Origin of the sequence: Saccharothrix variisporea (assembly GCF_003634995.1) — a bacterium.
In the GTDB taxonomy this organism is placed as follows: Bacteria; Actinomycetota; Actinomycetes; order Mycobacteriales; family Pseudonocardiaceae; genus Actinosynnema; species Actinosynnema variisporeum.
Window position 1 is genome coordinate 5,790,292 of sequence record NZ_RBXR01000001.1, and the last position, 24,202, is coordinate 5,814,493.

General features: G+C 68.0%; 27 protein-coding genes and 4 tRNA genes. 21 read left to right on the forward strand and 10 right to left on the reverse strand.

The genetic code is table 11. The features are described from left to right. Positions 1-6: 6 nt before the first annotated feature. On the forward strand, positions 7-3,594 hold the full coding sequence (locus DFJ66_RS42245; RefSeq protein WP_147459369.1) for an NACHT domain-containing protein: 3,588 nt from the start codon (positions 7-9) through the stop codon (positions 3,592-3,594). A 1,113-nt stretch (positions 3,595-4,707) separates the two neighbouring features. Here DFJ66_RS42245 and DFJ66_RS26365 read toward each other — a convergent pair. Further along, entirely contained in the window at positions 4,708-5,445 is a 738-nt protein-coding gene (locus tag DFJ66_RS26365; protein ID WP_147459370.1) for a hypothetical protein, read from the reverse strand. Between the two features lie 91 nt (positions 5,446-5,536). Here DFJ66_RS26365 and DFJ66_RS42985 point away from each other — a divergent pair, with 91 nt between their 5' ends. Next, positions 5,537-5,683 carry a hypothetical protein gene (locus tag DFJ66_RS42985; protein ID WP_170199668.1) on the forward strand — a complete coding sequence of 49 codons (147 nt, stop codon included), beginning with the start codon at positions 5,537-5,539 and terminating at the stop codon, positions 5,681-5,683. Here DFJ66_RS42985 and DFJ66_RS26370 read toward each other — a convergent pair. Beyond that, a complete protein-coding gene (locus DFJ66_RS26370; RefSeq protein ID WP_121224800.1) occupies positions 5,680-6,717 on the reverse strand; it encodes a LysR family transcriptional regulator in 1,038 nt (345 codons plus the stop codon). The genes DFJ66_RS42985 and DFJ66_RS26370 overlap by 4 nt on opposite strands. 242 nt (positions 6,718-6,959) lie before the next feature. Here DFJ66_RS26370 and DFJ66_RS26375 point away from each other — a divergent pair, with 242 nt between their 5' ends. The 4 genes from DFJ66_RS26375 to htpX are packed head-to-tail and all read left to right on the forward strand — an operon-like array spanning position 6,960 to position 9,307. Continuing rightward, positions 6,960-7,379, forward strand: a complete 420-nt coding sequence (locus tag DFJ66_RS26375) for an NADH-quinone oxidoreductase subunit B (RefSeq protein ID WP_121224802.1) — start codon at positions 6,960-6,962, stop codon at positions 7,377-7,379. After that, entirely contained in the window at positions 7,376-7,948 is a 573-nt protein-coding gene (locus DFJ66_RS26380) for an NADH-quinone oxidoreductase subunit C (RefSeq protein WP_121224804.1), read from the forward strand. Before DFJ66_RS26375 ends, DFJ66_RS26380 begins: the two co-directional genes overlap by 4 nt. Then, positions 7,941-8,426: a 4Fe-4S binding protein gene (locus DFJ66_RS26385; RefSeq protein ID WP_121224807.1), complete on the forward strand. Its 486-nt coding sequence runs from the start codon at positions 7,941-7,943 to the stop codon at positions 8,424-8,426. Before DFJ66_RS26380 ends, DFJ66_RS26385 begins: the two co-directional genes overlap by 8 nt. A gap of 20 nt (positions 8,427-8,446) precedes the next feature. After that, complete coding sequence (gene htpX, locus DFJ66_RS26390) at positions 8,447-9,307, forward strand: zinc metalloprotease HtpX (protein WP_121224808.1); 861 nt, start codon at positions 8,447-8,449, stop codon at positions 9,305-9,307. 25 nt (positions 9,308-9,332) lie between these two features. Here the strand turns inward: htpX and DFJ66_RS26395 are convergent, their stop codons facing one another. Genes DFJ66_RS26395 through DFJ66_RS26405 form a run of 3 tightly spaced genes read right to left on the reverse strand, consistent with a single transcriptional unit; the run spans position 9,333 to position 11,253 of the window. Further along, complete coding sequence (locus DFJ66_RS26395) at positions 9,333-9,896, reverse strand: hypothetical protein (RefSeq protein WP_121224810.1); 564 nt, start codon at positions 9,894-9,896, stop codon at positions 9,333-9,335. Beyond that, complete coding sequence (gene rfbA / locus DFJ66_RS26400; protein WP_121224812.1) at positions 9,893-10,765, reverse strand: glucose-1-phosphate thymidylyltransferase RfbA; 873 nt, start codon at positions 10,763-10,765, stop codon at positions 9,893-9,895. The genes DFJ66_RS26395 and rfbA overlap by 4 nt, the downstream gene beginning before the upstream one ends. Continuing rightward, positions 10,762-11,253 (reverse strand): YajQ family cyclic di-GMP-binding protein, encoded by a 492-nt coding sequence (locus DFJ66_RS26405; protein ID WP_121224814.1) that lies wholly within the window; start codon positions 11,251-11,253, stop codon positions 10,762-10,764. The genes rfbA and DFJ66_RS26405 overlap by 4 nt, the downstream gene beginning before the upstream one ends. A 122-nt stretch (positions 11,254-11,375) precedes the next feature. Here DFJ66_RS26405 and DFJ66_RS26410 point away from each other — a divergent pair. Together DFJ66_RS26410 and DFJ66_RS42250 are read left to right on the forward strand one after the other, a co-directional pair. Then, positions 11,376-11,456 (forward strand) — tRNA-Tyr (locus DFJ66_RS26410). A 221-nt stretch (positions 11,457-11,677) separates the two neighbouring features. After that, on the forward strand, positions 11,678-11,959 hold the full coding sequence (locus DFJ66_RS42250; protein WP_147459371.1) for a hypothetical protein: 282 nt from the start codon (positions 11,678-11,680) through the stop codon (positions 11,957-11,959). Positions 11,960-12,050: 91 nt separating this feature from the next. Here the strand turns inward: DFJ66_RS42250 and DFJ66_RS26415 are convergent, their stop codons facing one another. Then, complete coding sequence (locus tag DFJ66_RS26415; RefSeq protein WP_121224816.1) at positions 12,051-12,293, reverse strand: hypothetical protein; 243 nt, start codon at positions 12,291-12,293, stop codon at positions 12,051-12,053. A gap of 266 nt (positions 12,294-12,559) precedes the next feature. On the opposite strand from DFJ66_RS26415, the gene DFJ66_RS26420 reads away from it, so the two are divergent. Beyond that, positions 12,560-13,069, forward strand: a complete 510-nt coding sequence (locus DFJ66_RS26420) for a hypothetical protein (protein WP_121224818.1) — start codon at positions 12,560-12,562, stop codon at positions 13,067-13,069. On the opposite strand, the gene DFJ66_RS26425 is transcribed toward DFJ66_RS26420, so the two are convergent. Beyond that, positions 13,066-13,860 (reverse strand): GNAT family N-acetyltransferase, encoded by a 795-nt coding sequence (locus DFJ66_RS26425; RefSeq protein ID WP_121224820.1) that lies wholly within the window; start codon positions 13,858-13,860, stop codon positions 13,066-13,068. The genes DFJ66_RS26420 and DFJ66_RS26425 overlap by 4 nt on opposite strands. 34 nt (positions 13,861-13,894) lie before the next feature. Here DFJ66_RS26425 and DFJ66_RS26430 point away from each other — a divergent pair, with 34 nt between their 5' ends. The 7 genes from DFJ66_RS26430 to DFJ66_RS26460 all read left to right on the forward strand — a co-directional run bounded on the left by DFJ66_RS26430 (position 13,895) and on the right by DFJ66_RS26460 (position 18,904). Continuing rightward, positions 13,895-14,677, forward strand: a complete 783-nt coding sequence (locus DFJ66_RS26430) for a PhzF family phenazine biosynthesis protein (RefSeq protein WP_121224822.1) — start codon at positions 13,895-13,897, stop codon at positions 14,675-14,677. A 175-nt stretch (positions 14,678-14,852) separates the two neighbouring features. Beyond that, entirely contained in the window at positions 14,853-17,453 is a 2,601-nt protein-coding gene (locus DFJ66_RS26435) for a putative bifunctional diguanylate cyclase/phosphodiesterase (RefSeq protein ID WP_121224824.1), read from the forward strand. Between the two features lie 73 nt (positions 17,454-17,526). Then, positions 17,527-17,602 (forward strand) — tRNA-Thr (locus tag DFJ66_RS26440). A gap of 46 nt (positions 17,603-17,648) precedes the next feature. Next, positions 17,649-17,721, forward strand: a tRNA-Met gene (locus DFJ66_RS26445). 78 nt (positions 17,722-17,799) lie between these two features. Continuing rightward, positions 17,800-17,964, forward strand: coding sequence for a 50S ribosomal protein L33 (gene rpmG, locus DFJ66_RS26450; RefSeq protein WP_121224826.1), 165 nt, complete (start codon positions 17,800-17,802; stop codon positions 17,962-17,964). A gap of 71 nt (positions 17,965-18,035) precedes the next feature. Beyond that, on the forward strand, positions 18,036-18,485 hold the full coding sequence (locus DFJ66_RS26455; RefSeq protein WP_121224828.1) for a MaoC family dehydratase N-terminal domain-containing protein: 450 nt from the start codon (positions 18,036-18,038) through the stop codon (positions 18,483-18,485). Further along, on the forward strand, positions 18,482-18,904 hold the full coding sequence (locus DFJ66_RS26460; RefSeq protein WP_121224830.1) for a MaoC family dehydratase: 423 nt from the start codon (positions 18,482-18,484) through the stop codon (positions 18,902-18,904). The genes DFJ66_RS26455 and DFJ66_RS26460 overlap by 4 nt, the downstream gene beginning before the upstream one ends. A gap of 44 nt (positions 18,905-18,948) precedes the next feature. Here DFJ66_RS26460 and DFJ66_RS26465 read toward each other — a convergent pair whose 3' ends face one another. The 3 genes from DFJ66_RS26465 to DFJ66_RS26475 form a co-directional block, all read right to left on the reverse strand. Beyond that, the gene (locus DFJ66_RS26465) at positions 18,949-19,353 is read right to left on the reverse strand and encodes an MmpS family transport accessory protein (RefSeq protein WP_121224832.1); all 405 of its coding nucleotides are present in this window, start codon (positions 19,351-19,353) and stop codon (positions 18,949-18,951) included. A 73-nt stretch (positions 19,354-19,426) separates the two neighbouring features. Continuing rightward, positions 19,427-19,864 (reverse strand): MmpS family transport accessory protein, encoded by a 438-nt coding sequence (locus DFJ66_RS26470; RefSeq protein ID WP_121224834.1) that lies wholly within the window; start codon positions 19,862-19,864, stop codon positions 19,427-19,429. Between the two features lie 168 nt (positions 19,865-20,032). Further along, on the reverse strand, positions 20,033-21,277 hold the full coding sequence (locus tag DFJ66_RS26475) for a pyridoxal phosphate-dependent aminotransferase (protein WP_121224836.1): 1,245 nt from the start codon (positions 21,275-21,277) through the stop codon (positions 20,033-20,035). 187 nt (positions 21,278-21,464) lie between these two features. Between DFJ66_RS26475 and DFJ66_RS26480 the strand changes: the two genes are divergently transcribed. The 5 genes from DFJ66_RS26480 (at position 21,465) to rplA (ending at position 24,196) form a co-directional block, all read left to right on the forward strand. Next, a tRNA-Trp gene (locus DFJ66_RS26480) sits at positions 21,465-21,537 on the forward strand. A 31-nt stretch (positions 21,538-21,568) separates the two neighbouring features. Further along, positions 21,569-21,979, forward strand: coding sequence for a preprotein translocase subunit SecE (gene secE / locus DFJ66_RS26485; protein WP_121224838.1), 411 nt, complete (start codon positions 21,569-21,571; stop codon positions 21,977-21,979). A 64-nt stretch (positions 21,980-22,043) separates the two neighbouring features. Then, complete coding sequence (gene nusG / locus DFJ66_RS26490; RefSeq protein ID WP_121224840.1) at positions 22,044-22,883, forward strand: transcription termination/antitermination protein NusG; 840 nt, start codon at positions 22,044-22,046, stop codon at positions 22,881-22,883. Between the two features lie 82 nt (positions 22,884-22,965). Further along, positions 22,966-23,400 (forward strand): 50S ribosomal protein L11, encoded by a 435-nt coding sequence (gene rplK / locus DFJ66_RS26495; RefSeq protein ID WP_121224842.1) that lies wholly within the window; start codon positions 22,966-22,968, stop codon positions 23,398-23,400. 79 nt (positions 23,401-23,479) lie between these two features. Next, complete coding sequence (gene rplA / locus DFJ66_RS26500; protein WP_121224844.1) at positions 23,480-24,196, forward strand: 50S ribosomal protein L1; 717 nt, start codon at positions 23,480-23,482, stop codon at positions 24,194-24,196. The last annotated feature ends 6 nt before the right edge of the window (positions 24,197-24,202 follow it).

Below are 24,202 nucleotides of genomic sequence, written 5' to 3' on the forward strand. Positions count from 1 at the left end.
AACAGGTTGGCCAGCGCCGAGGAGATCGAAAAATGGGCAATCGAGGCGCTCGAAGGCGAGGTTATAAAGGTTCAACGTCTGGCTGCTCGGGGCGCTAAAAAGTACATCCTCATCACAAACACTCAATGCTCCTCGCATCTTGACAATGGAACTCGTGACCGCGTTCAAACTTGGCTTGATAGCGAACTTCCGATCCCTGCTCAGGTTTGGTGGCGGGATGACATTGACCGACGCCTTGATGGTGAACGGGAAATAAAGCGAACCTACGGACTGCTTCGGGACTTTTTGGGTATCGCCGAACTGCTGAACCTCAAGCATCCAGATATTGACGAAGCCGAGTTTATCAAGATCGCGAAGGGCGATCACCGCACTAATGCGTTGGTGAAGTATCTTGCTCACCAGTATCGCCGTGATCGTGTGGTTAAGTTTAAACAAGCCGAACTCGAGCCACAGCTTCTGGATGTTTTCATCGACATTCCGCTTGCGCTCTCCCGCTCAGGTGAGCGTTACGATGCCACGTATAGCCGCCTCCTTGAAAACATGGACGGTTCGCTCGTTCGCTCCTCTAGCAAGGCGGCGGCGATCAATAAATGGGAAGGCCTGCTTGAAGATCACACTCTGGCAGCTTTCAAGACTAGTAATCGGTTTGCTGGCGTTCCAACTGCAAGCTTACTTTTGTCGGAGATCTTCAGGACAGAGCTTTCGCCCGAATCAGAGAAGTTCGTGCTCGAAGGAGCTCCTGGACAAGGTAAGTCGACTATCGGCCAGTATCTATGTCAGGTGCATCGCGCCCGCCTTTTGAATCATAGCGATGTCGGGAAGTTTCCGTCAGAGCATCGGTCGAGTGCCATTCGCCTCCCACTGCATGTTGACTTCCGTGACTTAGCAGCATGGCTCCGCAGGCAGGACCCGTTTGACGTCACGAACACTGGCACACCTGGAGATTGGTCTCCCAGTTTGGAGTCGTTTCTCGCAGCTCAAATTCGTCGTGCATCAGGCGGAATGGACTTCACTGTGTCCGATCTCGACCTTGTGCTGCGAGCCACCCCCGCCCTGTTGGTACTTGACGGCCTCGACGAAGTGCCTGACTTGAATGATCGGCGAGCCGTAGTCGCGTGTGTTAACGAAGCGCTCGCACGAATCGAGCCGTTTAGTCCATCGCTGCGTACAATCGCGACGAGTCGCCCAAGTTCCTTCGCTAAAACTCCCGGATTCTCCAAAAGGGAGTACTACTATCTAACGCTTGGCGACCTTCCGCTTCCTTCTGTGCTTGAGTACACGGACGGATGGCTGAGATCCCGAAACGTTGCGCATCAGGCCGCTCACGAGATCCGGCAGGTTCTCGGCCAAAGACTGGGGCAGCCTCACATCGTCGATCTCGCCCGAAACCCAATGCAATTGGCAATTCTATTGTGGCTCGTACGAAAGAAGGGCTTATCCCTCCCCGATAAGCGTACAGCTCTGTATCGTGACTACATGGAAACCTTCCTTGACCGCGAAGCGGAAAAAAGTGCAATCGTTCGCGATGAGCGAGAGTTAATCCTCGACCTACACGGTTACGTTGCGTGGGAATTGCACTGCCGGGCGGAAGTGGGCGAGTCCAACGGAAATATTTCCGAGACCAAGCTGAAAGCCTTGCTGAAGAGCTACCTGCAGTCGCGTGGCTACAAGAAGAAAAAAATTGATCTAGTCGATCAACTGTTTACCGGCATGACTGACCGTGTGATGGTTCTAACCAGTCGTGTGGAGAAGACTTTCGAGTTCGAGGTGCAGCCACTTCGCGAATACTTCGCCGCGAAGTATCTCTATGCAACCGCCAGGCCGTCGAGTCAGGGTGCGGAGCGCAGCGGTAATCGTTCTGATCGGTTTGAAGCCCTACTGAAGAATCCTTACTGGTGGAATGTAACACGATTCTATGCCGGATTCTCCGACGTTGGTGAACTGGCCAACCTCGCGGAACTCCTTGAAGACCTCGTTGTTCAAGAGGATAGCGACTTCGCCCTAATTGCGTACTCGCGCGCTGCGGCGCTTTCACTTCTACGTGACCAGGTGTTTTCACAGAAGCCTCGATCGCTGACGCGAGTGGTTAGCCTTGTTTCATCAGACCGAGCTGTCGCCCTGCTATATGCAGCGCAAGAAGACTTGTCGATTCCCCCCGACTCGGGCGGCGAAGAAGTTGCAGAAGCAATGATTAAACGGGTTGAGAAGCTTGCGTCAACAGGCATCTACGACCCGGGAGCGGCACAATTTCTGTCCGTAAATTCGGTGCCGGGACTCGAGTCTTGGTGGTTCGATAGGTGGTTGGCCGCTTCGGATACTTTGGCGCGGCGGCGATGGCTTAAGGTTGCGTTGTCAATGAACCTTTTACCCGAGTTCAGTGATTCACAACGCCTTGACATTTTACGGCAGTTTGACCGTGACCTCCTGTCGTGGAATGCCTATACTCGGGCAGTGCCAGCCGGTAAAGCGGTCGTAAATGAAGACGATTTCTCGCTGTTTACCGACGTTTTTCGGGACGGCCTCGGGCTCGATCTTGTGCCGAGTCGTACTGGCAGGACCGCCGTCGACGCGATGGCGATAGCCTCACTTCAAAGCGTAGACCTCACGATTGCGAACAAAAAGTCTCGGGTCTTTCTCCACGGTCGTCAACTTAGCGAGTCGCATTTGGATGAAGCCTCCACGACGCTGGCATTTGAGGTTTCAGAGTTGTTTAGGTCAACCTGGCGCAGGAGCGTCCGAAACGATCTCGGCGCATGGGTGGCTTTTAATGACGCGCTTGAGCAAATCCTTGGCGGCCAGTGCAGGAGAACCCTCGCACTCGCAGTTGCTGCCGGTGAGGTAAAGAGCGGTAACCTAAACCGAAGTGGCGTCGACAACCTGTCCGACCAAGCAGTGTCCCCGGTATTTCGCGCACGCTATGCACGTCAGCGCCGCCACGATGTCGGTTGGTGGATGGAGCAACTGGAGCGTATTGATGCCGGAAATGAAGCATTCTTTGCGCTTTGCTGTGCGGTCCGGTGGGCGCCTACTGCGGTTATCATTAAAAGCCGTGCGCGGTTGGATCGATGGGCCAGGGCGATCGACCCATATCTATTGCGTGTGCTTCGGATGACCTATCGTCAATCGGGCGCGAGTGCGGACGATGGCATCGAATCCGGTATGCTCGCCCGGTTCGGTCCTGAAACCTCGTACCTTTTTTCGCGCCGATTGAAGCTTGTGGAGGAGGTGCCCATCCTTACGAGAGTGGCGCGCCAGAAGCGAAACAAGACGCTTGCTGGCCTGGCTAGCGCCGCCTGGATGGGTGCCATGTCACATGAATCGAAGGCGGCTTGGACCAGCGAACGCCTAAGTAATCTGGCTGAGGCATACTCGATTGTACGTCGTAGTGCAGTTCCTTATCCTGCGGTCATCAGGCCAACGTCTCCGCTCACTGTCATGCAGGCCAGGGAAGCACTGAGGCGTGCCGCCGACCTTCCAAACGGCATGGTGACAACGGCGAACGAAACGCTGACAGCCGATCTTGGGCGCAGAATAGCGCCCTTGGCTACGGTTGCGCTGAGGGATCAGTGGTTCGACCAAGACCTCCTGGATTAGTATGTGCTTGCTCCAAGCTGGCGCATCTTTGCATGGCTGGTTTCCTGGTCGCGCCCGTGGTTTCCCAGAGAGTCTCGTGAATTTCCACATGCGCTGATGCAGCCGGGAGGGGGCCCACCAAAGATTGTCCAGAGCAGCGTAGCAATTTCCCGTTGGCCAGGGCTGCGCGGATGCTGGCGGCGACGTGGGCAAGCTAGACCGAGCGGCAGGTGCGTTGATCCAGTTACTCGGATGTGGCTGGCTCGTTTTCACAACCAGGATGAACCCGGCGGTGTCGCCCTGGACGACATCGTAGCTCAACGGCGGGCATGCGAGTTCCTATAGGAGTATGACGGCTTGCGCTGGATCCGGCACCGATAGACCGTGCCGTCGACGACGATCCGCCGAACCTTTCCGCGCCAGTTGATATGCGTTGCCACGTCTGTGGACCGAGCGCGGAACATACACGGAACGGTGGTCCCGTAGACACCGATATTCGCTGCATCCGTACAGCTCATGAGCCTGTGGGCCTGGTAGTCCCGGTTCTGCACGATGGAACTCCGCGGCTGACTCGCGACCTTCCGCAGTCGGTGGTTGGTGCTGGTTGGTGTCTGAGGAGCTGCGCTGACCAGCACGAACGCGCCGGTGCCGGTCGTGGCTGGAGTCAGCGCTGTGCCCGGCCCGCTCCGCCACCTGTCATCGCGCCGACGCCCACGAGGGCGACCAGGGTCCCCATGACGCGTGTGGCTGGGGGAGCCAGGTCGGCGGGAACACGAAGCCCCTCACTTGCGAGAAGGGCCCGTGCTCCCGCGCGACCAAGGTTCTGGCGTCGGCCTAAGACGTCTCATCCGATCCCAGTTCGCGGATGGGCCGCTGCGAAGACGAAGGCAGCGAGCATCACCAAGATCATGTTCATTGGGACACTCCTGTGCTGCGGGCACGCGCCGACCACACAGTGGCTAGGTGTCAGCTAGCGACGCGTTTGTGGCGCGACTTGCACAGGAGGTACTTGAGTCGATCTAGGCACGGCTTCGCTCGAGGCGGCAACCATGACCGTAACTTGCTCACGGACAGTCAGGGACGAACTACCGGGTCCCGGAGATCGGCGGGTGTCACCGCTGGCGGCCCCTGCCGTCAGGGGGTCAGTGGTGCGAAGGCGGCCGCGATGCGTCGCAACTCGCTGAGGGATTGCCGGGCCGGGTGACGAGTGCTGTGCGGACCGAGGTTCACCGGGATGCCCTCGACCTCGTCCCACCGGTGCGCGCCCCAGAAGCGAGCGGAGGACGTCAGCAGTTCCTCGGCCACGCGGGGGGCGAGTGCGGCGGAGCACCCGACCGCCTTGACCGCCGCCGTCACCAGAGCGTGGGCCGCCCGGGTGCTCGCTGCCACGTCGCCGACGGCGGGTAGGAGCAAGAGCAGCCGACGTGCGGCTTCGACGCCTACGGCCTGGGCGGCCGTTTGCGCGGCCTCCGCCCACGACAGGCCCGGTCCGCGGAAGTTCCCCTCCACTGCGGCGACGTCAAGGGCAGGAGGCGAGCCGTCCTCCAGCACGTAATCCACGCCACTCTCGTCCTCGAGGTTGCGCTGGACGACGTGCAGGCGGCCACCCGCGACGGGGAGTGAGATCACCGGCCACCGGTCTGGCCGCAACCACTCCGCGTCCAGTGCGGCCACCTCGGTCGGGTCGGCGCCGAAACCGCTCGGTGCGGTCCGCGCTCCGCCCACCCCCGACAGGAAGGCCGGCCAGAAGAGCGCGGTGTGGAGCTGGTCGGTGGCGTCCACCAGCGTCGAGCGCGGCAGCGGTGGCTCGAAGGCGTCCAGGTAGCCGGGGATGATCACCGCGCCATCGTCGCAGGCGAAGGCGGGTCGCATGTCACCCATAGGGCTGATCGGGCTAGCGACGGGACCCGGCGGAGTGCTCCGATCGACGGCACCTCGCTGTCGACCAGGTAGGGAGCGCGCCATGAACGACCTCGACGCCCAGCGGCCGGAGCCGGTGCAGCAGATGCCGGAGGAGGAACGGGCCGAACGCGAGGAGCCTGCGGTTCCCCGGCAGCTCAGTGGACTCGAGTGGCTGGTCAAGCAGGTGCAGCGGCAGCGGGAGGGTTAGTCGGAGACCTCTCGCTGGAACGCCGACCAGAGCAGGTTCAACGGGTGGTCGGCCGGGAACTTCGCCCGCTCCTCCTTGCGGGCGAAGACCCCGACCAGGCGTTCCAGGACCGGCTTCCGGTCGTTCTTCAGCTCGACCACCCGCAGGCCCGAGCCCTCGCGCAGCTCGTTGTTCGCCGCCACCACGCCCAGGCCGGACGTGACGATCATGCAGCCCTCCACCAGGCCCGACCGCAGCAGCGACATCCCGTACTGGATCTCGTCGATCTCCGCCGCGATGTCCAGCTCGTTGCGGTAGTCCGGCCCGAACCACCCGCGCAGGAACTCGGCGATCAAGCCGTCCCCGGGCACCACCAGCGGCAGCTTCGGCAGCTCCCCGGTGCCGACGCTCGCCCCCAGCCGGTGCTCCGGGAGGTTGGTCAGCAGCGCCAGCCCGCCGCGCCGCCACTCGATCACGTCGAAGTCCGCGAAGTCCGACCCGTCGCCCGCGGCGGTGACGACGCTGCCGCAGACGATGTCGACCTCCTTGCTCTCCAGCTTGTTCCAGATGTCCCGGGTCCGGATGTGCACGACCTTGAGCTCCACGTCCCGCCGGCGGAAGTCGTCGGCCACGTGGTGCCACGCCTTCGCCAGCGAGTCGAGCATGAACCGGGTGGTGCCCACGGTCAGCGTCGTGCCGAGCTTGCGGCGGCACTCGTGAATCGAATCCAGCCACTCGGTCATCGTGGACCGCGCCAATTCCACCAGCGCTTCGCCGGTCGGTGTGATCAGCACGTCTTTTCCGCGTCCCTGCTTGACGACCAGCGGTTCGCCGCACAACGACTTGAAGTTCCGGTTCAGCGTGTCGATCTGCTTCTGGACGCTGGACTGCTCCCGACCCAGCACCCGCGCCGCGCGCAGCGCCGACTTCGTCTCGTACACCGCGATCAACGTCCTGAGCTGGTCGAACGTGGTGTCCAGCAGCAGCGGCGAGGTGTGCAGGAGCCTGCTGAGCCGGTTGCCCGCGGGGAGCAGGAGCTGTGCCGACGTGGACATCGGGGCCTCTCGGGTCGGGGTCGAACTGTTCTACCGATCAGTTGTACTGAACTTGATCGCAGTATGGGGACAAATTATCCGAAGAACTTGGTTGCTTTGTCTGGACACGTATACACGGTTCGTAAGAGACTTCTGCCGCAACCAGGTGCGAGTTCACGTGGGAGCAATCAAGGGGGTTTTGGGGGGTTGGGGGCCCGCCGGGCGTGCGCCGGGCGGGCCCCCACGTATTAACCTCATCCGACGTGACGGTTTCCACCCTGGACTGGGGCACGACGTACCGGGTCACCGTGCTGGACCTCGGGCTCGCCTGCTGCGGCGTCGAGGTGATGGCGGCCCTGGAGGGCGGGCGACCGCACGACCTGGCCGCGCTGGGGGTGGACGTGGCGCACGCCGCGGGCGAAGCGCACGTGCTGGTCGTGTCCGGGACGGTCACCGATGCCATGTTGCCCGCAGTGATCGCCACATTCCAGGAAATGCCGGAACCCCGTTACGTGCTGTCCGTCGGCGCGTGCAGCAACACCGGCGGGCCGTACTGGGACTCCTACAGCGTCACCAAGGGCATCGACCAGGTGCTGCCCGTGCACGTCGCCGTCCCCGGCTGCCCACCCCGCCCCGAGGCGCTGCTCGAAGGCCTCGCCGCACTGCACAGGCTGGTGTCATGACCGCCGCTTCCGCTCAGCTGGCCGCACTCGTCACGGGCGCGACGGTCAAGACCGCGTTCGGGCAGACGACCGCGCACGTCACCCTGGAGAACTGGCTGACCGCCGCCCGCCAAGCCCACGACGACCTCGGGTGCACCGCCTTCGACTGGCTCGGCGTGGAGGACGCGGGACGCCCCGGCGCGGTCGGGCTGCGGCACGCCGTGTACCTGCACGTCCTCGACCCCGAGACGAAGCTCGGCCTCCTGCTGCGCACCGAGGTCGGCGACGAGCCGCTGCCCAGCGTCGCCGAGGTGTGGGCGGGAGCGGCGTGGCACGAGCGGGAGGCGGCGGAGATGTTCGGCATCACCCTGTCCGGACCCGCGCCCCACCTCCTGCTGCCGGACTCCTTCACCGGCCACCCGCTGCGCAAGGACTTCGTGCTGGCCTCCCGGGTCGTGCGCCCGTGGCCGGGCCGCGTGGAGCCGGGGGAGGACGGCACCACCGCCCCCAGCCGCCGCCGCATGGCCCCACCGGGGGTACCGGACCCCTCCTGGGGCCCTCGACGCCTCGAAGGTGACCCGAATGACTGACGCGCCCGACCTGCCGCCCCGCACCCGCGGTGTGATCGCACTGCTCGAGGCCAACTGCACCGTCTGCATGATCTGCGCCCGCGAGTGCCCCGACTGGTGCATCCACATCGACTCGCACACCGAGGTCGAGCAGCAGCCCGGCTCCGCCCGCCCGCGCGCCCGCAACGTCCTCGACCGGTTCGCCATCGACTACGGCCAGTGCCTCTACTGCGGCATCTGCGTGGAGGCGTGCCCGTTCGACGCCCTGCACTGGGCCCCCGACTTCTCCTACCCCGGCACCGGCACGCTCGACGGCCACGGCGCCGTCGCCGAGCTCGTGCACGAACGGGATGTCCTGAACATGTGGGTCGACCACGTGCCGCCGCCACCTGCTCTCGACAGCCAGGCCGAACCGGCGCCGGAGACCGGTGCCACACGCCCCGGACGAGGGGGTTCCGGAACCCCCGGACGCCCCGGGGCGTTGAGAGGGAGGACGTAGTCACCCGGAGGCGAGCAACCGTGCACAAGCACTACAACGGGGTGAAGACCGCGTTGCTGCTGGGCGCCATGGGCGCGCTGATCGTCGGGATCAGCTCGTTCTTCGGGCGGACGGCGCTGGTCATCGGCGTGGTGCTGGCACTGGGCGTCAACGCCTACGCGTACTTCAACTCCGACAAGCTGGCCCTGCGCGCCATGCGGGCCCGGCCGGTGTCGGAGGTCGAGCAGCCCGCGATGTACCGGATCGTGCGGGAACTCGCGATGGCCGCCCGCCAACCCATGCCCCGCCTCTACATCAGCCCCACCGCCGCGCCGAACGCCTTCGCGACCGGTCGCAACCCGCGCAACGCGGCCGTCTGCTGCACCACCGGCATCCTCGAGCTGCTGGACGAGCGCGAACTGCGCGCGGTCCTCGGGCACGAGCTGTCCCACGTCTACAACCGGGACATCCTCATCTCGTGCGTGGCCGGCGCGCTGGCGAGCGTCGTGAGCGCGCTGGCGAACCTGGCGCTGTTCGCGAGCCTGTTCACCGGGGACGACGAGGACCGCCCCAACCCGTTCGCCGTGCTGCTGATCGCGGTCCTGGGGCCGATCGCGGCGGGCATCGTGCAGATGGCCGTCAGCCGGTCCCGCGAGTACCAGGCGGACGCGTCCGGCGCGGAGCTCACCGGCGACCCGCTCGCCCTCGCCTCGGCGCTGCGCAAGCTGGAACTCGGCACCCGCGCCGCCCCCCTGGCCCCGGAGCCGCAGGTGGTCTCGCAGTCCCACCTGATGATCGCCTCACCGTTCCGGCCGGGCGAGCAGCTCGCGCGCTGGTTCTCCACCCACCCGCCGATCGCCGACCGCGTCCGCCGCCTGGAAGAACTGGCCCGTCGCTCCTAGGCCCCCGCTTCTCGGCCCGCCGCTCCTAGGCCCACTCGAACCGAGGACCGGCGACGACGCGACCGGTGGCCGGGTCCAGCACGAACTCCTGCGGGTCCTCGCCCAGGTAGTGGAAGTTCCCGACGCAGTGGACCGCATCCGGGTCGGCGCGCACCACCCGCAGACCGTCCCCGGCCAGCCGCCCGGACCGCCAAGCGACGCCGTCCGGCCCGAGCGCCACGACGTCGACCTCGGACACCAAGAGCACCAGCCGGTCCCCGACCGGCACCACCTGGTGGACCCGGTCCTGCGCGACGACCGCCCCTTCGCCGGGGGAGTCGACCCGCACGACGAACGCCGAACCGCCCGCGACCACGCACAGCCGGCCGGGGTCGGGGGTCGCGAACACGTCGTCCACCCCGTCCGGCCACTCGCCCGGAAACAGGCCCACCCACTCGGTGGCGGCCGTCACCCGCACCACGGTCGCGCCCCAGCGCGAGGTGAACCCGCCCAGGCCGCCGTCGTGGCCGAACTCGAACACCGGGCATCCCCAGTCGCCGTCCGGCGGGAACTCCGGGTCCACCTCCACCGCGTACGGCGGATTGGTCACCGGACCTCGCGGGCCACGTTCATCAGGTACTGCCCGTAACCGGACTTCGCGAGCTTCTCGCCCAGCGCGTAGCACTCGTCCGCGGTGATGAAGCCCATCCGCAGCGCGATCTCCTCCGGGCACGCGATGCGCACGCCCTGCCGGTGCTCCAGCACCTGCACGAACTGGCCCGCCTCCAGCAGCGAGTCGTGCGTCCCGGTGTCCAGCCACGCGAACCCGCGTCCCAGGTCGACCAGCTGCGCCTTCCCGCGCCGCAGGTACTCCAGGTTGACGTCGGTGATCTCCAGCTCGCCCCGCGCCGACGGCTTGAGGTTGCGGGCGATCTCGACCACGTCGTTGTCGTAGAAGTACAACCCGGTGATCGCCTTGTTCGACTTCGGCACCGCGGGCTTCTCCTCGATGGAGACCAGCCGCCCGTCCGCGTCGACCTCGCCCACGCCGTACCGCTCCGGGTCGCGCACCGGGTAGCCGAACAGCACGCAGCCGTCCAGCGTCGCCGCGTGGTGCTGGAGCAGGCGGGAGAAGCCCTGGCCGTAGAAGATGTTGTCGCCCAGGACCAGCGACACCGAGTCGTCGCCGACGAAGTCCGCGCCGATGACGAACGCCTCCGCCAGCCCGTTCGGCTGCGCCTGCTCGGCGTACTCCACGGAGATCCCGAACTGGGACCCGTCCCCGAGCAGCCGCCGGAACAGCGGCAGGTCGGTCGGCGTGGAGATGAGCAGGACCTCCCGGATGCCCGCGAGCATCAGCACCGACAGCGGGTAGTACACCATCGGCTTGTCGTAGACCGGGAGGAGCTGCTTGGACACCGCCTGGGTGATCGGGTGCAGCCGCGTGCCGCTCCCGCCCGCCAGGATGATGCCCTTCATCGGTAGTTGGTGAACTGGAGGGCGATACCGAAGTCGCTGCTCTTGAGCAGGGCGATGACGTCCTGCAGGTGGTCCTTCTTCTTGCCGGAGATGCGCAGCTGGTCACCCTGGATCTGCGCCTGGACGCCCTTGGGACCTTCGTCGCGAACCTTCTTGGCGATCTCCTTGGCCTTCTCCGACGAGATGCCCTGGACGATCTTGCCTGTGACCTTGAACACCTTCCCGGACACGGCCGGGTCGCCCACCTCGAACGCCTTCATCGAGATGCCCCGCTTGACCAGCTTCTCCTGGAAGACGTCGATCGCGGCGCGGCAGCGCTCCTCGGTCTCGGACTCGAAGGTGATCGCCTCCTCGCCCGCCCAGGCCACCGACGTGCCGGTACCCCGGAAGTCGAACCGGGTGCCCAGCTCCTTGGCGGCCTGGTTGAGCGCGTTGTCGACCTCCTGCCGGTCGACCTTGCTCACCACGTCAAACGACGGGTCTGCCACGTGCCCGATACCTCCGCGTAGGCGTGTCTGGAACCCCCGGAAGCCTACCGGGGGATCCCCGGTTTGAGTGGCCGCGACGGGGTTATGTATTGTCTGCACCGCACCCGGGTGACCGGGGGCGGGGCGGGTTGCCCGAGCGGCCAATGGGAGCGGACTGTAAATCCGTCGCGAAAGCTACAGAGGTTCGAATCCTCTACCCGCCACACCAGTGAGAAAGCCTCCGCGAGCACTGTTCGCGGAGGCTTTCTCGCGTTTCCGGCGAGCCCGTTCGTGTACTACCCGGCGTGATCGTCCGTGTTGGACACTCCTGTCATGAGCGCCAACAGCAACGACCCCTGCCCGGCCTCGCCGGACGGGCAGCACTCGCGGTCCACGGTGCCGGGGCGGGACAGGTGTCAGTTCTGCGGTGCGGAGATGTGACGGCGTGGGTGCCGTCCAGCTCCCGCACGACATCCGCGGTGTGCGCATGTGCGAGCACGTCGCGCCGGGGCGGTGCACGTGGTGGTGCAGTTATCGGCGTGGGGTGTTGTGCAGTGCGCCCGTGGTCGGGTTGCTCGTGCTCGCCGGGTTGGTGCGGTGGTTGGCCGCTGCGGGCGAGGAGGACCGCGACCAGGTGATCTACGCCTTCACCGGCGTGTCGGTGTTCCTGGCGATCGTGATCCCCGTCGTGGTGTTCCTCAACCACACCCGGCCCGAGAAGGCGTGAGACGCAGGTGAGACCGACGCGCAAGCGCTTCCTCTCGCTTGCGTGCCGGCCTCGTGTGCAGCATAACCCATGTCGAACGTTTGTTCGAGGGTTACGCGATCGCGGCGCGTCCCGCGTCGGTCAGCTCGGCGTCGGTGCGCTCGTCCAGGCCGACCGCGCGGCGGGCGCGGAGGAGGCCGGCGCGGACCAGGTCGTGGGTGGTCGTCTGGTCGCAGCAGGGCAGGCCGTCCACGTACAGGTCCGGTTCGACCCCGCCCGACAGTTGCGCCCTGCCTGCGGCGACGGCCCTGAGCATGGCCCTTGCCCGGTTCGACAGCTCTTTCGCGATGGTCATGGCGACCCCCTCGCCCGTTGTGCATCCCCTTTGTCTAGTCAGGAGGTCTCGACCTGTGGGTTGAGTACCCCTCGACCTCCGGTTCACTCGGGCGGACGAGACCGCTGGGGACACCTTCCCCTCCTGGACCGTTCGGATCACGGCGCCACGCCGACCGGTTGGGCTGTTCAGCCCAACCGAAGTCGCGATGACCTCTCGGCGCTGACAGACCGCCGGCCGTCGTGCGGGCGCGCGGAACGCGTGTGCGCACGACAAGACTCGAACCCATGAGCGAAATCTGGATCGCCCTGGCCGCCCTCGCGCTCGGCGTCGTCCTCGGGCTGGTGATCCGGCACAAGCCCGCGCGCAGGCGCCCGCGACCCGACCCCGCCGCGCGCAACCACGTGCGCGAGGTCCTCAACGCCGCCGACGACCTCGAGTACGGCCTCAACACCGTCCTGAACTTCGGCCCGCTGTCGGCCTCCGAACTGATCTCCGTGGACCTGCCCGCGAAGCTGGAGCGCCTGGCGGGCACCGGCGGCGTCGACCGCGCCACCCTGCACGACCTCCGCACGCACACCCAGCGCATCGCCCTGCACCCGTACCCGGAGCCGCGCGACCTGCTCACCGCGGTCCGCGAGGACGACGCCTCCGTCTGGCTCGTGCTGCGCGAGGCCGTGGGCAGCGGCGCGGCGCAGCACCAGGCCGCCGCCAAGGCCCGCGAGTGCCTGGACGTCATCCGCAACGGCCTGCGCGACACCGCGCCCCGGGAGATGAAAGAACTCGTGAGCGTCTAAAGGGCGGGACGGCGCTGCCAGGTGGTCCACAGCGGACGGTAGCCGTGGGAGTACCAGAAAGGGGTCGAGCGGGGGTTCGGCAAGGCGTGGTGGAGGAGGGAGACCGCCACGCCGGCCTCGTCCAGCAGGCGGTGGGTGTGGGCCACCAGGGCGCTGCCCACGCCGGACCCGCGAGCCGCCTCCCGCACCCCCAGCAGTCCTATGTAGACGGCCGGCGCGGCGGAGGTCTGGGACGCGATCCAGTCCGCGTGCGGCGGCATGTCGTAGTAGAGGACACCCAGCGGCGTGCCGTCCCGCTCCGCCAGCCACAGGCCGGGCTCGTCCCACGTCAGCCGGGCCTCGATGCGCTCGCGCAGCCGCGCCGCCGTGGACGGGCGCTCGTTGAGCATGCCGAACCGGCTGTCGTACCGGACCACCTCGACGTTCACCGACACGGCCACGTCCACGTCCGCCGCCCCCACCCGCCGGATCCGCACGTCCGGCGCACCCGCCGGCCCGCCGAGCCCGGCCCGCCGCGCCGCCGCGACCAGCAGGGGCGCGAAACCGTGCCGCACCAGCACTTCCGCCGCCGCCACCGCCCGGCTCGGCACGGTCACCAGCGCCGCCGTGTCGTAGTCGCCGGCACCGGTCAGCGGCCAGTCCCGCAGCTGGGCGTCGAGGTCGGCGTCGGGGTGCCACGTCAGCGTGTGGGTGCGCAGCGCGCCCCAGGTGGCGTTCAACGCGTCGGCGGTCAGCTCGGTGAACGAGTACGGCTCCGGAACGGGCGTGGTGGCGGGCAGTAGCGGGTCCATACCGGGAACGTAACCGGAGCCGTAGCCTGCGGCGGTGCGCATCTTCGTGGTGGACGCCTTCACGGACCGGGCGTTCGCGGGCAACCCCGCGGGCGTCGTGCTGCTGACCGACGACGACGGGCCCGACGACGAAACCTGGATGCAGTCCGTCGCCGCCGAGATGAAGCACGCCGAGACCGCCTTCGTGCGGGTAGGAGAAGAAGAAGGTCCCCTCCCGCTGCGCTGGTTCACGCCCGTCCGCGAGGTCGACCTGTGCGGCCACGCGACCCTGGCCACCGCCCACGTCCTCGGCGGCGACCGCGTCTTCACCACCCGCAGCGGCGAGCTCACGTGCACGACCACCCCGGACGGCTGGGTGGAGATGGACTTCCCGGCGGACCCTGCGACACCGATCGAGATCACAACGCCACTCAAAGCCGGCCTGCCCGGCATCACGGTCAAGGCCGTCGCCCAAGCCGTCTCCGACGTCCTCGTCGAGGCGGCGACCGCCCGGCAAGTCCGCGACCTCCGGCCCGACTTCGCCGCGCTCGCGGAGGTGCCCGGACGCGGCGTGATCGTCACGGCCCCCGGCGACCGACCCGGTCTCGACGTGGTGAGCCGCTGCTTCTACCCCTCCTACGGGGTCCCGGAGGACCCGGTGACCGGTTCCGCGCACTGCACGCTGGCCTCCTGGTGGGCCCCGCGCCTGGGGCGCGCCGAACTGCTCGCCGAGCAGGCCTCGCCGCGCGGCGGGCAGGTCCGGGCGATCTTGAGCGGTGATCGCGTGCGACTCGCCGGACGAGCGGTGACGGTGCTGGCAGGGGAGCTGATCGTGTGATCCGAACTGTTACCTTTCGTGGTAATCCGTGCAACGACCTGCCATTTCGTCGCCCAACCGGGGTACATTGGCACCCCTGGAGGGGTCTCGGTGGGTGTTCGGGACCCCTCAGTCACGCCAGGAGCTCGTAGGCCGCGACCCGGCCAACCGCGACGACGGCCGACGAGGAGGGTGGATGTCCGACCACGTGTCGGCCACGGCGCCGAACGCGCCGACCCGGTCCACGACCCGCGCGTTCAGCGTGTTCGCGGTGCTGCTCCTGCTCGCCGGGACGCTGTGCGCGGTCGCGGTGGGCTCGTGGCTGCCCGACCGGGACCCGACCGACCTCCTGTGGACCGGACCACTGCTGGTGGTCGGGTTCCTGCTCGCCGAACAGCTCGCCATCAACGTGGACGTGCGCAGCGGCGTGGCCTGGACCATTTCGTTCACCGAGATCCCGCTCGTGCTCGGCCTGCTGGTCGCCCCGTTCGAGGTCGTGCTGGCCGCGCACGTCGTCGCGGGCGTCGGCACGCTGCTGGGCCGCCGGGTCCTCGACCGGGCCGTCTACAACGCGGGCCTGATGTTCATGGAGATCTCGGTGGCCTTCGCGGTCGCCCACTCCGTGGACCTGTTCCTGGACGGCAACGGCCCCAAGTGGGCGGGCGCGTTCCTGGGCACCATCGCCGTGCCGCTGCTGGCCAGCGTCCTGGGCCTGACCGCGCTGCGCCTGATGGGCAAGGGGATGCGGGTCGGCCCGAGCCTGCGGCTGGTGCTCCAGACCCTGGTCGTGGCGCTGCTGAACACCTCCGCCGGCCTCGCCGGCTACGAGATCGCGGACAAGGCCCCGTGGGGCGGCGTCCTGATCGTCCTCGTCTTCGCCGGCATCACCGCGATCTACCTCGCCTACTCGGGCCTGCTGCGCGAGCAGCGCGACCTGGAGACGCTCAGCGAGGTCTCGCTGCGGGTGGCCCGCTCCGGCCGGCACGCCACCGGTCCGCGCGGCCCGAACCCCGACGGCGGCGACGGCCGCGCCGACGACGACGAGTGGCAGCTCATCGCCGAGCGCATCCGCGAGCAGCTCAACGCCAACCGGGTCGTGCTGCGGCTGCGCACCGACCCGCAGGCCCCGATGCGCACCCTGGTCGCGGGCGAGCCGCTGCCCCAGGCCATGCGCCGCGACGACCCGCGCCAGCTGCGCGAGGACGCCATGCTCCAGCTGCCCGGCTCGCAGGTGCGGTACTTCCGCGTCGTCGACGCCGGCGAGGACGTCACCGAGGCGCTGAGCCGCCGCGACGCGCAGGAAGCGCTGGTCGTGCCGCTGCGCGGCGCGACCCAGCTGCTCGGCGCGGTCGAGGTGCACGACCGGCTCAGCCGGTGGCGCGGCTTCGGCAAGGCCGACATCCAGCTGCTGCGCACCCTGGCCAGCCACCTGTCCACCGCCGTGGACAACCGCCGCCTGCTCGCCCGGCTGCGCCACGACGCCTACCACGACCCGCTGACCGGCCTGCTCAACCGGCCCGGCCTGCGCGAGGCCGCCGCCGAGCCGATGCGCCAGGCCGACCGGTCCGCCGTGCTCCGGATCGACCTGGACGTGCTGTCCACCGTCGCCGACGCCCTGGGCCAGGCCTGGAGCAACCGGATGGTGGTCGCGGCCGGCCGCCGCCTGCGCGACGAGCTCGGTCCCGAGGTGCCGCTGGCCCGGCTGGAGGGCGGGGCGTTCGCCGCGCTGCTGCTGGACCGGCAGGCCGAGCGCATCCAGGAGATCGCCGAACGGCTGCGGGCCGCGCTGTCCGTGCCCTACCCGGTGGACCGGCTCACCGTCGAGGCGGGCGCGGTCGTCGGGTGGGCGTCCACCGCGGACTGCGAGATCGAGGACCCCGACGCCGACGCCCTGCTCCAGCGGGCCGACGTCGCCGTGCGGGCCACCAGCGAGGCCGAGCCGCTGCGCGCGTACGCGCCCTCGATGGGCCAGATCTTCCTGCGCCGCTTCCAGTTGGTGACCCAGTTCCGGTCGGCGCTGGAGACCGGCCAGGTGTCGATCCACTACCAGCCCAAGGTCGCGCTGCCGAGCAGACAGGTGGTCGGCGCGGAGGCCCTGGTGCGCTGGAAGCACCCCGAGTTCGGCCGCGTCGACCCGGACGAGTTCGTGCCCGCCGTCGAGGCCACCGGCCTGGTGGACGTGCTGACCGACTTCGTGATGGACAAGGCCCTGGACCGGGTCCGCCGGTGGATCGACCGCGGGCTGCGGATGTCCATCGCGGTCAACCTGTCCGTGCGGACGCTGGCCGACGAGGAGTTCCCGGACCGGGTCGCCGCCGCGCTGCTCAAGCACGCGGTGCCGCCCGAGCTGCTGACCTTCGAGCTGACCGAGTCCGGCGTGATGGCCGACCCGGAGCGGGCGCTGCCCGTGCTGCGCCGCCTGCACACCATGGGCGTCGTGCTCGCGGTGGACGACTTCGGCACCGGCTACTCCTCGCTGGCCTACCTGCGGCAGCTACCGGTCGACGAAGTCAAGATCGACAAGTCCTTCGTGCTCGGCATGGGCACCGACCTCGGCGACATGGCCGTCGTCCGGTCCATCGTCGAGCTGGGCCACTCGCTGAGCCTCACCGTGGTCGCCGAGGGCGTCGAGGACGACGCCGCGCGGGACCAGCTGGTGTCCATGGGCTGCGACGTGGCGCAGGGCTACCTGATCTCCCGGCCGCTGTCCGAGGAGCGCTTCGAGGCCTGGTTGCGTGCGCGAACCGTGCAGGTCAGGGGCGCCCGGGATGAGACGGTGCTCACCTTGGTGCACTGAAGGGACCCCCCGATTTCGTGAACCGGGCGAGGTTGTGTAGAGTTCTCCTCGCTCCGCAAGAACGAAAGAGCAAGCCCCTTTAGCTCAGTCGGCAGAGCGTCTCCATGGTAAGGAGAAGGTCTACGGTTCGATTCCGTAAAGGGGCTCCACGACTAGGCCGCGGTGCAAGCGCATGCGCGGCCAACAGTCGTGCTAAGCGGTGTAGCTCAGTTGGTAGAGCAAGCGGCTCATAATCGCTGTGTCGCCGGTTCAAGTCCGGCCACCGCTACTCGTTAGTCCGATCCCCGCCAGGCGGTAAGCCCGCACTGGAGCCCCGGGGCTGGTGTGCTCTAGAAAGGCAAGGACCGTGGCTGCAACCGACGTACGCCCGAAGATCACCCTCGCGTGCGAGGAGTGCAAGCACCGGAACTACATCACCAGGAAGAACCGGCGCAACGACCCGGACCGCCTGGAGATCAAGAAGTTCTGCCCGAACTGCAAGACGCACCGGCCGCACAAGGAAACCCGCTGAGGCTTCCCGCAGTCGTCCACGAGGCCCGTCCCTTCACCGAGGGGGCGGGCCTCGTCGCGTAACCTGCTCCGGTGCCTCTCGACCAGTCGTTCATCGGACGTTCGTACCCGCCGTCACCGCCCTACGAGGTGGGACGCGAGAAGATCCGCGAGTTCGCCGACGCGGTCGGCGCGACGAGCCCGGTGCACCGCGACCCCGAGGCGGCCCGCGCGGCCGGGTACAAGGACGTCATCGCACCGCCCACGTTCGCGATCATCGTGTCGCTGAAGGCCAACGACGTCCTGGTCGAGGACCCCGAGCTGGGCCTGGACTACAGCCGCGTGGTGCACGGCGACCAGACCTTCACCCACACCCGCCCGATCACCGCCGGCGACCGCCTGGTGGTCGAGCTGCACGTGGACGGCATCACGTCCCGGATGGGCAACGACATGCTGGCGCTGCGCGCCGAGGTGAGCACCGACGAGGGCGAGCACGTCTGCACCGGGCGCTGCACGCTCGTGGTCCGCGGGGAGGACGCGTGAGTCTCAAGGCTTCGGACGTGGTCGTCGGCACCGAACTGCCGCCGCTGACGCTGCGCATCACCCGGGCCGACCTGGTCCGGTACGCGGGCGCGTCGGGGGACTTCAACCCGATCCACTGGAGCGAGCGGTTCGCGACGGCCGTGGGGCTGCCGGGCGTGATCGCGCACGGGATGCTGACCATGGGCATGGCGATCCGCGTCGTGACCGACTGGACGGGCGACCCGGGCGCGGTGGTCGAGTACGGGGTGCGCTTCGGCCGTCCCGTGCCGGTGCCCGACGACGACGAGGGCGCCGTGGTGGAGGTGACCGGCAAGGTCGCCAAGGTGCTGGATGACGGCACCTTCAAGGTCAACGTGACGGCCACGTTCGAGGGCAAGGGCGTCCTGGGCGGCGCTTCGGCCCGCGTGCGCCTGCCGTAGCGCTTCGGTGAGGAGCCGACCTCCCGACGGCTCCTCACCGGCGCTCAGAAGCCGCTGCAGAGGGCGGTCGTGCGGGGGCCGCTGGCGGTGGCCGAGCGGCGCTCCACGCCATCCACGCTGACCTTGCAGCCCACCGAGCCGCCTTCCGGCCCGACCGTCACCGCGAGCACCCCGTCCCGCACCTCGCCCGGCGCGGACAGCTCCGCCCGCCACGGGAACGCGGTCAGCTCCACCTCACGGGTCCCCGCGCCCTCCTCGGCGAACGTCGAGTACACGACCGTGGCGCGCGCGGCCTCACCGGACACCTCGTACACGACGACGGACCGGTGCTCCGGTCTCGCCACCCAGAGCGCGAGGACCAGGGCGCCCAGCACGAGCACCGCCGATCCGGCGATCACGACCCACTTCCGGGCGGGCTGGTCGGACTCCGGTAGGTCCGGCTCCGTCATCGTTGGTCTCCTCGGGTGAAGATCGGTTGCTCTGAACGGATCATCGCCCACTTTCTACTGTGAGTTACTCCATTCACCCGTTGGAGTTGCAGTCGGCCAGCGCGAACGGGCCGGTGGCGGACGCGGTCTTGCGCTCCACGCCGTCGACCGTGATCCGACAGGTCACCGTGCCACCGTCCGCACCCGCCATCGCGGTGAGCGTGCCCGCGCTGAGCACCCCCTTCGCCTTGACCACCTTCGACCACGGCAGCACGGCGGCCCGCTCCTGCTCGGTGGCGCTGTCCCCGTCGCTGTAGGTGGAGTACCGGACGTCGGCGGTCTTGGCGTCACCGGTGATCTCGTAGACCACCGTGGACTCGCCGGCGGCGTGGCGGTCGAGGTCGTCCAACGGCTCCGGCTCGTCCGGGAACAACGCCAACCACGCCGAGCCGGCTAAGAGCCCCACCGCGACCACGACGACGAGAACGGTCCACCGACGGCGCGGTCGGGTCGGGTGCTGGGCGTGGGCCACGGGTCACTCCCTCGGGTCTGGCGTACTGAGACGCCGGGACCATCGAGTGACTTCCACCACAGATACTGCTCGTGACCGAATCGTGGCCGAACCGGCGCCAAGCCCTTCGGGAACGACGAAAGGCGCCCCGGTCGGGACGCCTTTCGCGAGCTTGCGTGACGTGCGGACTTACAGCTCGATCTCGCCCAGCAGGTCGGCCATGCGCGTGACGCCGGTCTTCAGGTCGTCGTCGCCCAGGGCGTAGGACAGGCGCAGGTAGCCCGGCGTGCCGAACGCCTCACCCGGCACGACCGCGACCTCGGCGTGCTCCAGGATCAGGGCCGCGAGCTGCACGGTGTCGGTGATCTCCGTGCCGCGCAGGGTCTTGCCGATCAGCGCCTTCACCGACGGGTACACGTAGAACGCGCCCTTCGGGGTCGGGCACTCCACGCCCGGGATCGCCGACAGCATGTCCACGATGGTCCGGCGCCGCCGGTCGAAGGCCTTGCGCATCTCGTCGACCGCGTCCAGCGAGCCGGACACCGCCTCCAGCGCGGCGCGCTGCGAGACGTTCGCCACGTTGGACGTCAGGTGGGACTGGAGGTTCGCGGCGGCCTTCACCACGTCGGTCGGGCCGATCAGCCAGCCCACCCGCCAGCCGGTCATCGCGTAGGTCTTGGCCACGCCGTTGAGCACGATCGTCCGGTCCGCCATCGCGGGCACCGCGACCGGCAGGGACACCGTCTCGGCGCCCTCGTAGAGCAGGTGCTCGTAGATCTCGTCGGTGATCACCCACAGGCCGTGCTCGAGCGCCCACTCGCCGATCGCGGTGATCTGCTCGCGGCTGTACACCGAGCCGGTCGGGTTGGACGGCGAGCACAGCAGCAGGACCTTGGTCTTCGGGGTCCGGGCCGCCTCCAGCTGCTCGACGGTCACCAGGTAGTCGGTGCTCTCGTCGGCCGTGACCTGCACCGGGACGCCGCCGGCGAGCGTGATCGCCTCCGGGTAGGTGGTCCAGTACGGGGCGGGCAGCAGGACCTCGTCACCCGGGTCCACGATGGTCGCAAACGCTTGGTACACCGCCTGCTTGCCGCCGTTGGTGATCAGCACCTGGGCCGCGGTCACCTCGTAGCCGGAGTCCCGCTTGGTCTTCGCGGCTACGGCTTCCCGCAGCTCCGGCAGGCCGGCGGCGGGGGTGTAGCGGTGGTTGCGGGGGTCGGCGCACGCGGCGGCGGCAGCGGCGACGATGGCCTCCGGGGTCGGGAAGTCCGGCTCGCCCGCGCCGAAGCCGATCACCGGTCGACCGGCCGCCTTGAGCGCCTTCGCCTTCGCATCCACCGCGAGGGTGGCGGACTCGGCGATGCCGCCGATCCGCTTCGAGATCCGGGGGAAGTCGGGGGTGCCGGGCGCGGAGGTCGTCTCAGGTGAGGCCATGGCCCCAATCGTGGCAGACCGCACAACCGACTTGGTGCCCGGCACCCCCTCTGACCGGGCCGGTTGGGAGTACGGGCCGGTTGTGCCGTATGCTTCGACACCGGGAACGTCCAGCCGCTGCCTCACGGGCCACGTGAGGAGGGTGCAAGACGTCCTCAGCCAGCGGGTTCCCCTCGGGGGACCCCGAAGGGGTGTAGCTCAACTGGCAGAGCAGCGGTCTCCAAAACCGCAGGTTGCAGGTTCAAGTCCTGTCGCCCCTGCGTCGAAGCGCGATGGTGAGCGGAGGACGGCATGAGCGAGGGCCGCGAGCAGGACCAGCCGGAAGAGCGCGAGAGCGCGGCCCGGCCGGTCACCGCCGCAGCACGCCGCGAGCGCCGCGGTACCGCGCGCCCGGCGGGCCGCAAGGACTCCGCCGCGCCGTCCGAGGCCAAGAAGTCGGCCGAGTCCGACTCGGAGGCCGCGGACCGCAAGGGCCGTCCCACTCGCGCTCGGGGCGACCAGGAGAAGCGGGCGGGCTTCTTCGCCCGGATCGTCCGCTACATCCGTGAGGTGGTCAGCGAACTGCGGAAGGTCATCTGGCCGACCCGCAAGCAGATGATCACCTACACCTCGGTCGTGTTGGTCTTCGTGGCCTTCATGGTGGCGTTGGTGTTCGGCCTTGACTCGGCCTTCGCCTGGGGCGTGTTCAAGGTGTTCGGCTGAGCCGACGCCTCCCCGCCCGGGGTGGCGGTGGCGAACACGTGGATGAAAGGAAGCGAGACCCACAGTGACCTCCGAGAACGGCGTTGACGCCCAGGAGCTGACCGACCTGACCGACGAGCAGGACTTCGACGGTGATGTCGAGGACGTCGAGCAGGACGAGGCGACGGAGGACACCGCGGAGTCCGCTGACGACGCCGACGACGCCACCGAGTCCGACGAGATCGACGAGTCCGACGAGTCCGCGGGCGAAGCCGCCGACGTCGAGCCGGCCGCCGAGGTCGTCGACATCGACGCCGAGCCCGCCGACCCGGCCGCCGAGATGCGCGAAGCCCTGCGCAACGCGCCCGGCGACTGGTACGTCGTGCACTCGTACGCCGGGTACGAGAACAAGGTCAAGACCAACCTCGAGACGCGCATCCAGACCCTCGACATGGAGGACTACATCTTCCAGGTCGAGGTGCCGACCGAGGAAGTCACCGAGATCAAGAACGGCCAGCGCAAGCAGGTGCAGCGCAAGGTGCTGCCCGGCTACATCCTGGTCCGGATGGAGCTCAACGACGCCTCGTGGAGCGCGGTGCGCAACACGCCGGGCGTGACCGGCTTCGTCGGCGCGACCTCCAAGCCGTCGCCGCTGACCCTGGACGAGGTGCTGAAGTTCCTGCTGCCCCAGGTCGAGCAGAAGCCGGCCGCGGGCAAGAAGGCCGCTTCCGCGCCCGCCAAGACCGCGGTCGAGGTGGACTTCGAGGTCGGCGAGTCGGTCACCGTCATGGACGGCCCGTTCGCCACGCTGCCCGCCACGATCAGCGAGGTCAACGCGGACGGCCAGAAGCTGAAGGTCCTGGTGTCGATCTTCGGCCGCGAGACTCCGGTCGAGCTGTCGTTCAGCCAGGTCTCCAAGATCTGATCCGCCGCCCTCCGGGGCGTCGGCAGCCACGCTGCGGCTGGCAGGGCCGCGCGCGGACACCGCAATAACAGGAAGCACTGAGATGCCACCCAAGAAGAAGAAGCTCGCAGCGATCATCAAGCTGCAGATCAAGGCCGGGGCCGCGAACCCCGCGCCGCCCGTCGGCCCCGCGCTGGGTCAGCACGGCGTCAACATCATGGAGTTCTGCAAGCAGTACAACGCCGCGACCGAGTCGCAGCGCGGCACCGTGGTGCCGGTCGAGATCTCCGTGTACGAAGACCGCTCGTTCGACTTCAAGCTCAAGACGCCGCCGGCCGCGAAGCTGCTGCTGAAGGCCGCGGGCGTGGAGAAGGGCTCGGGCGAGCCGCACCGCACCAAGGTCGCCAAGGTGACCATGGACCAGGTGCGCGAGATCGCGCAGACCAAGATGGTCGACCTCAACGCCAACGACGTGGACCAGGCGGCGAAGATCATCGCCGGCACCGCCCGCTCCATGGGCATCACGGTCGAAGGCTGACCCTCTCTTTCGCTAGTTCCCCGTGGGAGAGCCAGGCGCTGGCTCGCACCACAACTGATCCACTGTTAAGGACAGCAGCATGAAGCGCAGCAAGGCGTACAAGGCCGCGGCTGAGCTCGTCGACCGGGAGCGGCTGTACTCGCCGCTGGAGGCCGCGAAGCTCGCCAAGGAGACGTCCAAGGTCAAGCTGGACGCGACCGTCGAGGTCGCCATCCGGCTCGGCGTCGACCCCCGCAAGGCCGACCAGATGGTCCGCGGCACCGTGAACCTGCCGCACGGTACGGGCAAGACCGCCCGCGTGATCGTCTTCGCGACCGGCGACAAGGCCGCCGAGGCCACCGCCGCCGGTGCGGACGCGGTCGGCAGCGAGGACCTGATCGAGCGCATCCAGGGTGGCTGGCTCGACTTCGACGCCGCGATCGCGACGCCGGACCAGATGGCCAAGGTCGGCCGCATCGCCCGCATCCTCGGCCCGCGCGGCCTGATGCCGAACCCGAAGACCGGCACCGTGACGCCCGACGTGGCGAAGGCCGTGACGGACATCAAGGGCGGCAAGATCAACTTCCGCGTGGACAAGCAGGCCAACCTGCACATCGTCATCGGCAAGGCGTCGTTCGAGCCGGAGAAGCTGGTCGAGAACTACGCCGCGGCGCTGGACGAGATCCTGCGTGCCAAGCCGTCCGCCGCAAAGGGCCGCTACCTGAAGAAGGTCACCGTCTCCACGACGATGGGCCCGGGCATCCCGGTCGACCCGAACCGCACCCGCAACCTGCTGAGCGACGAAGCCACCGCCTGACCCGGC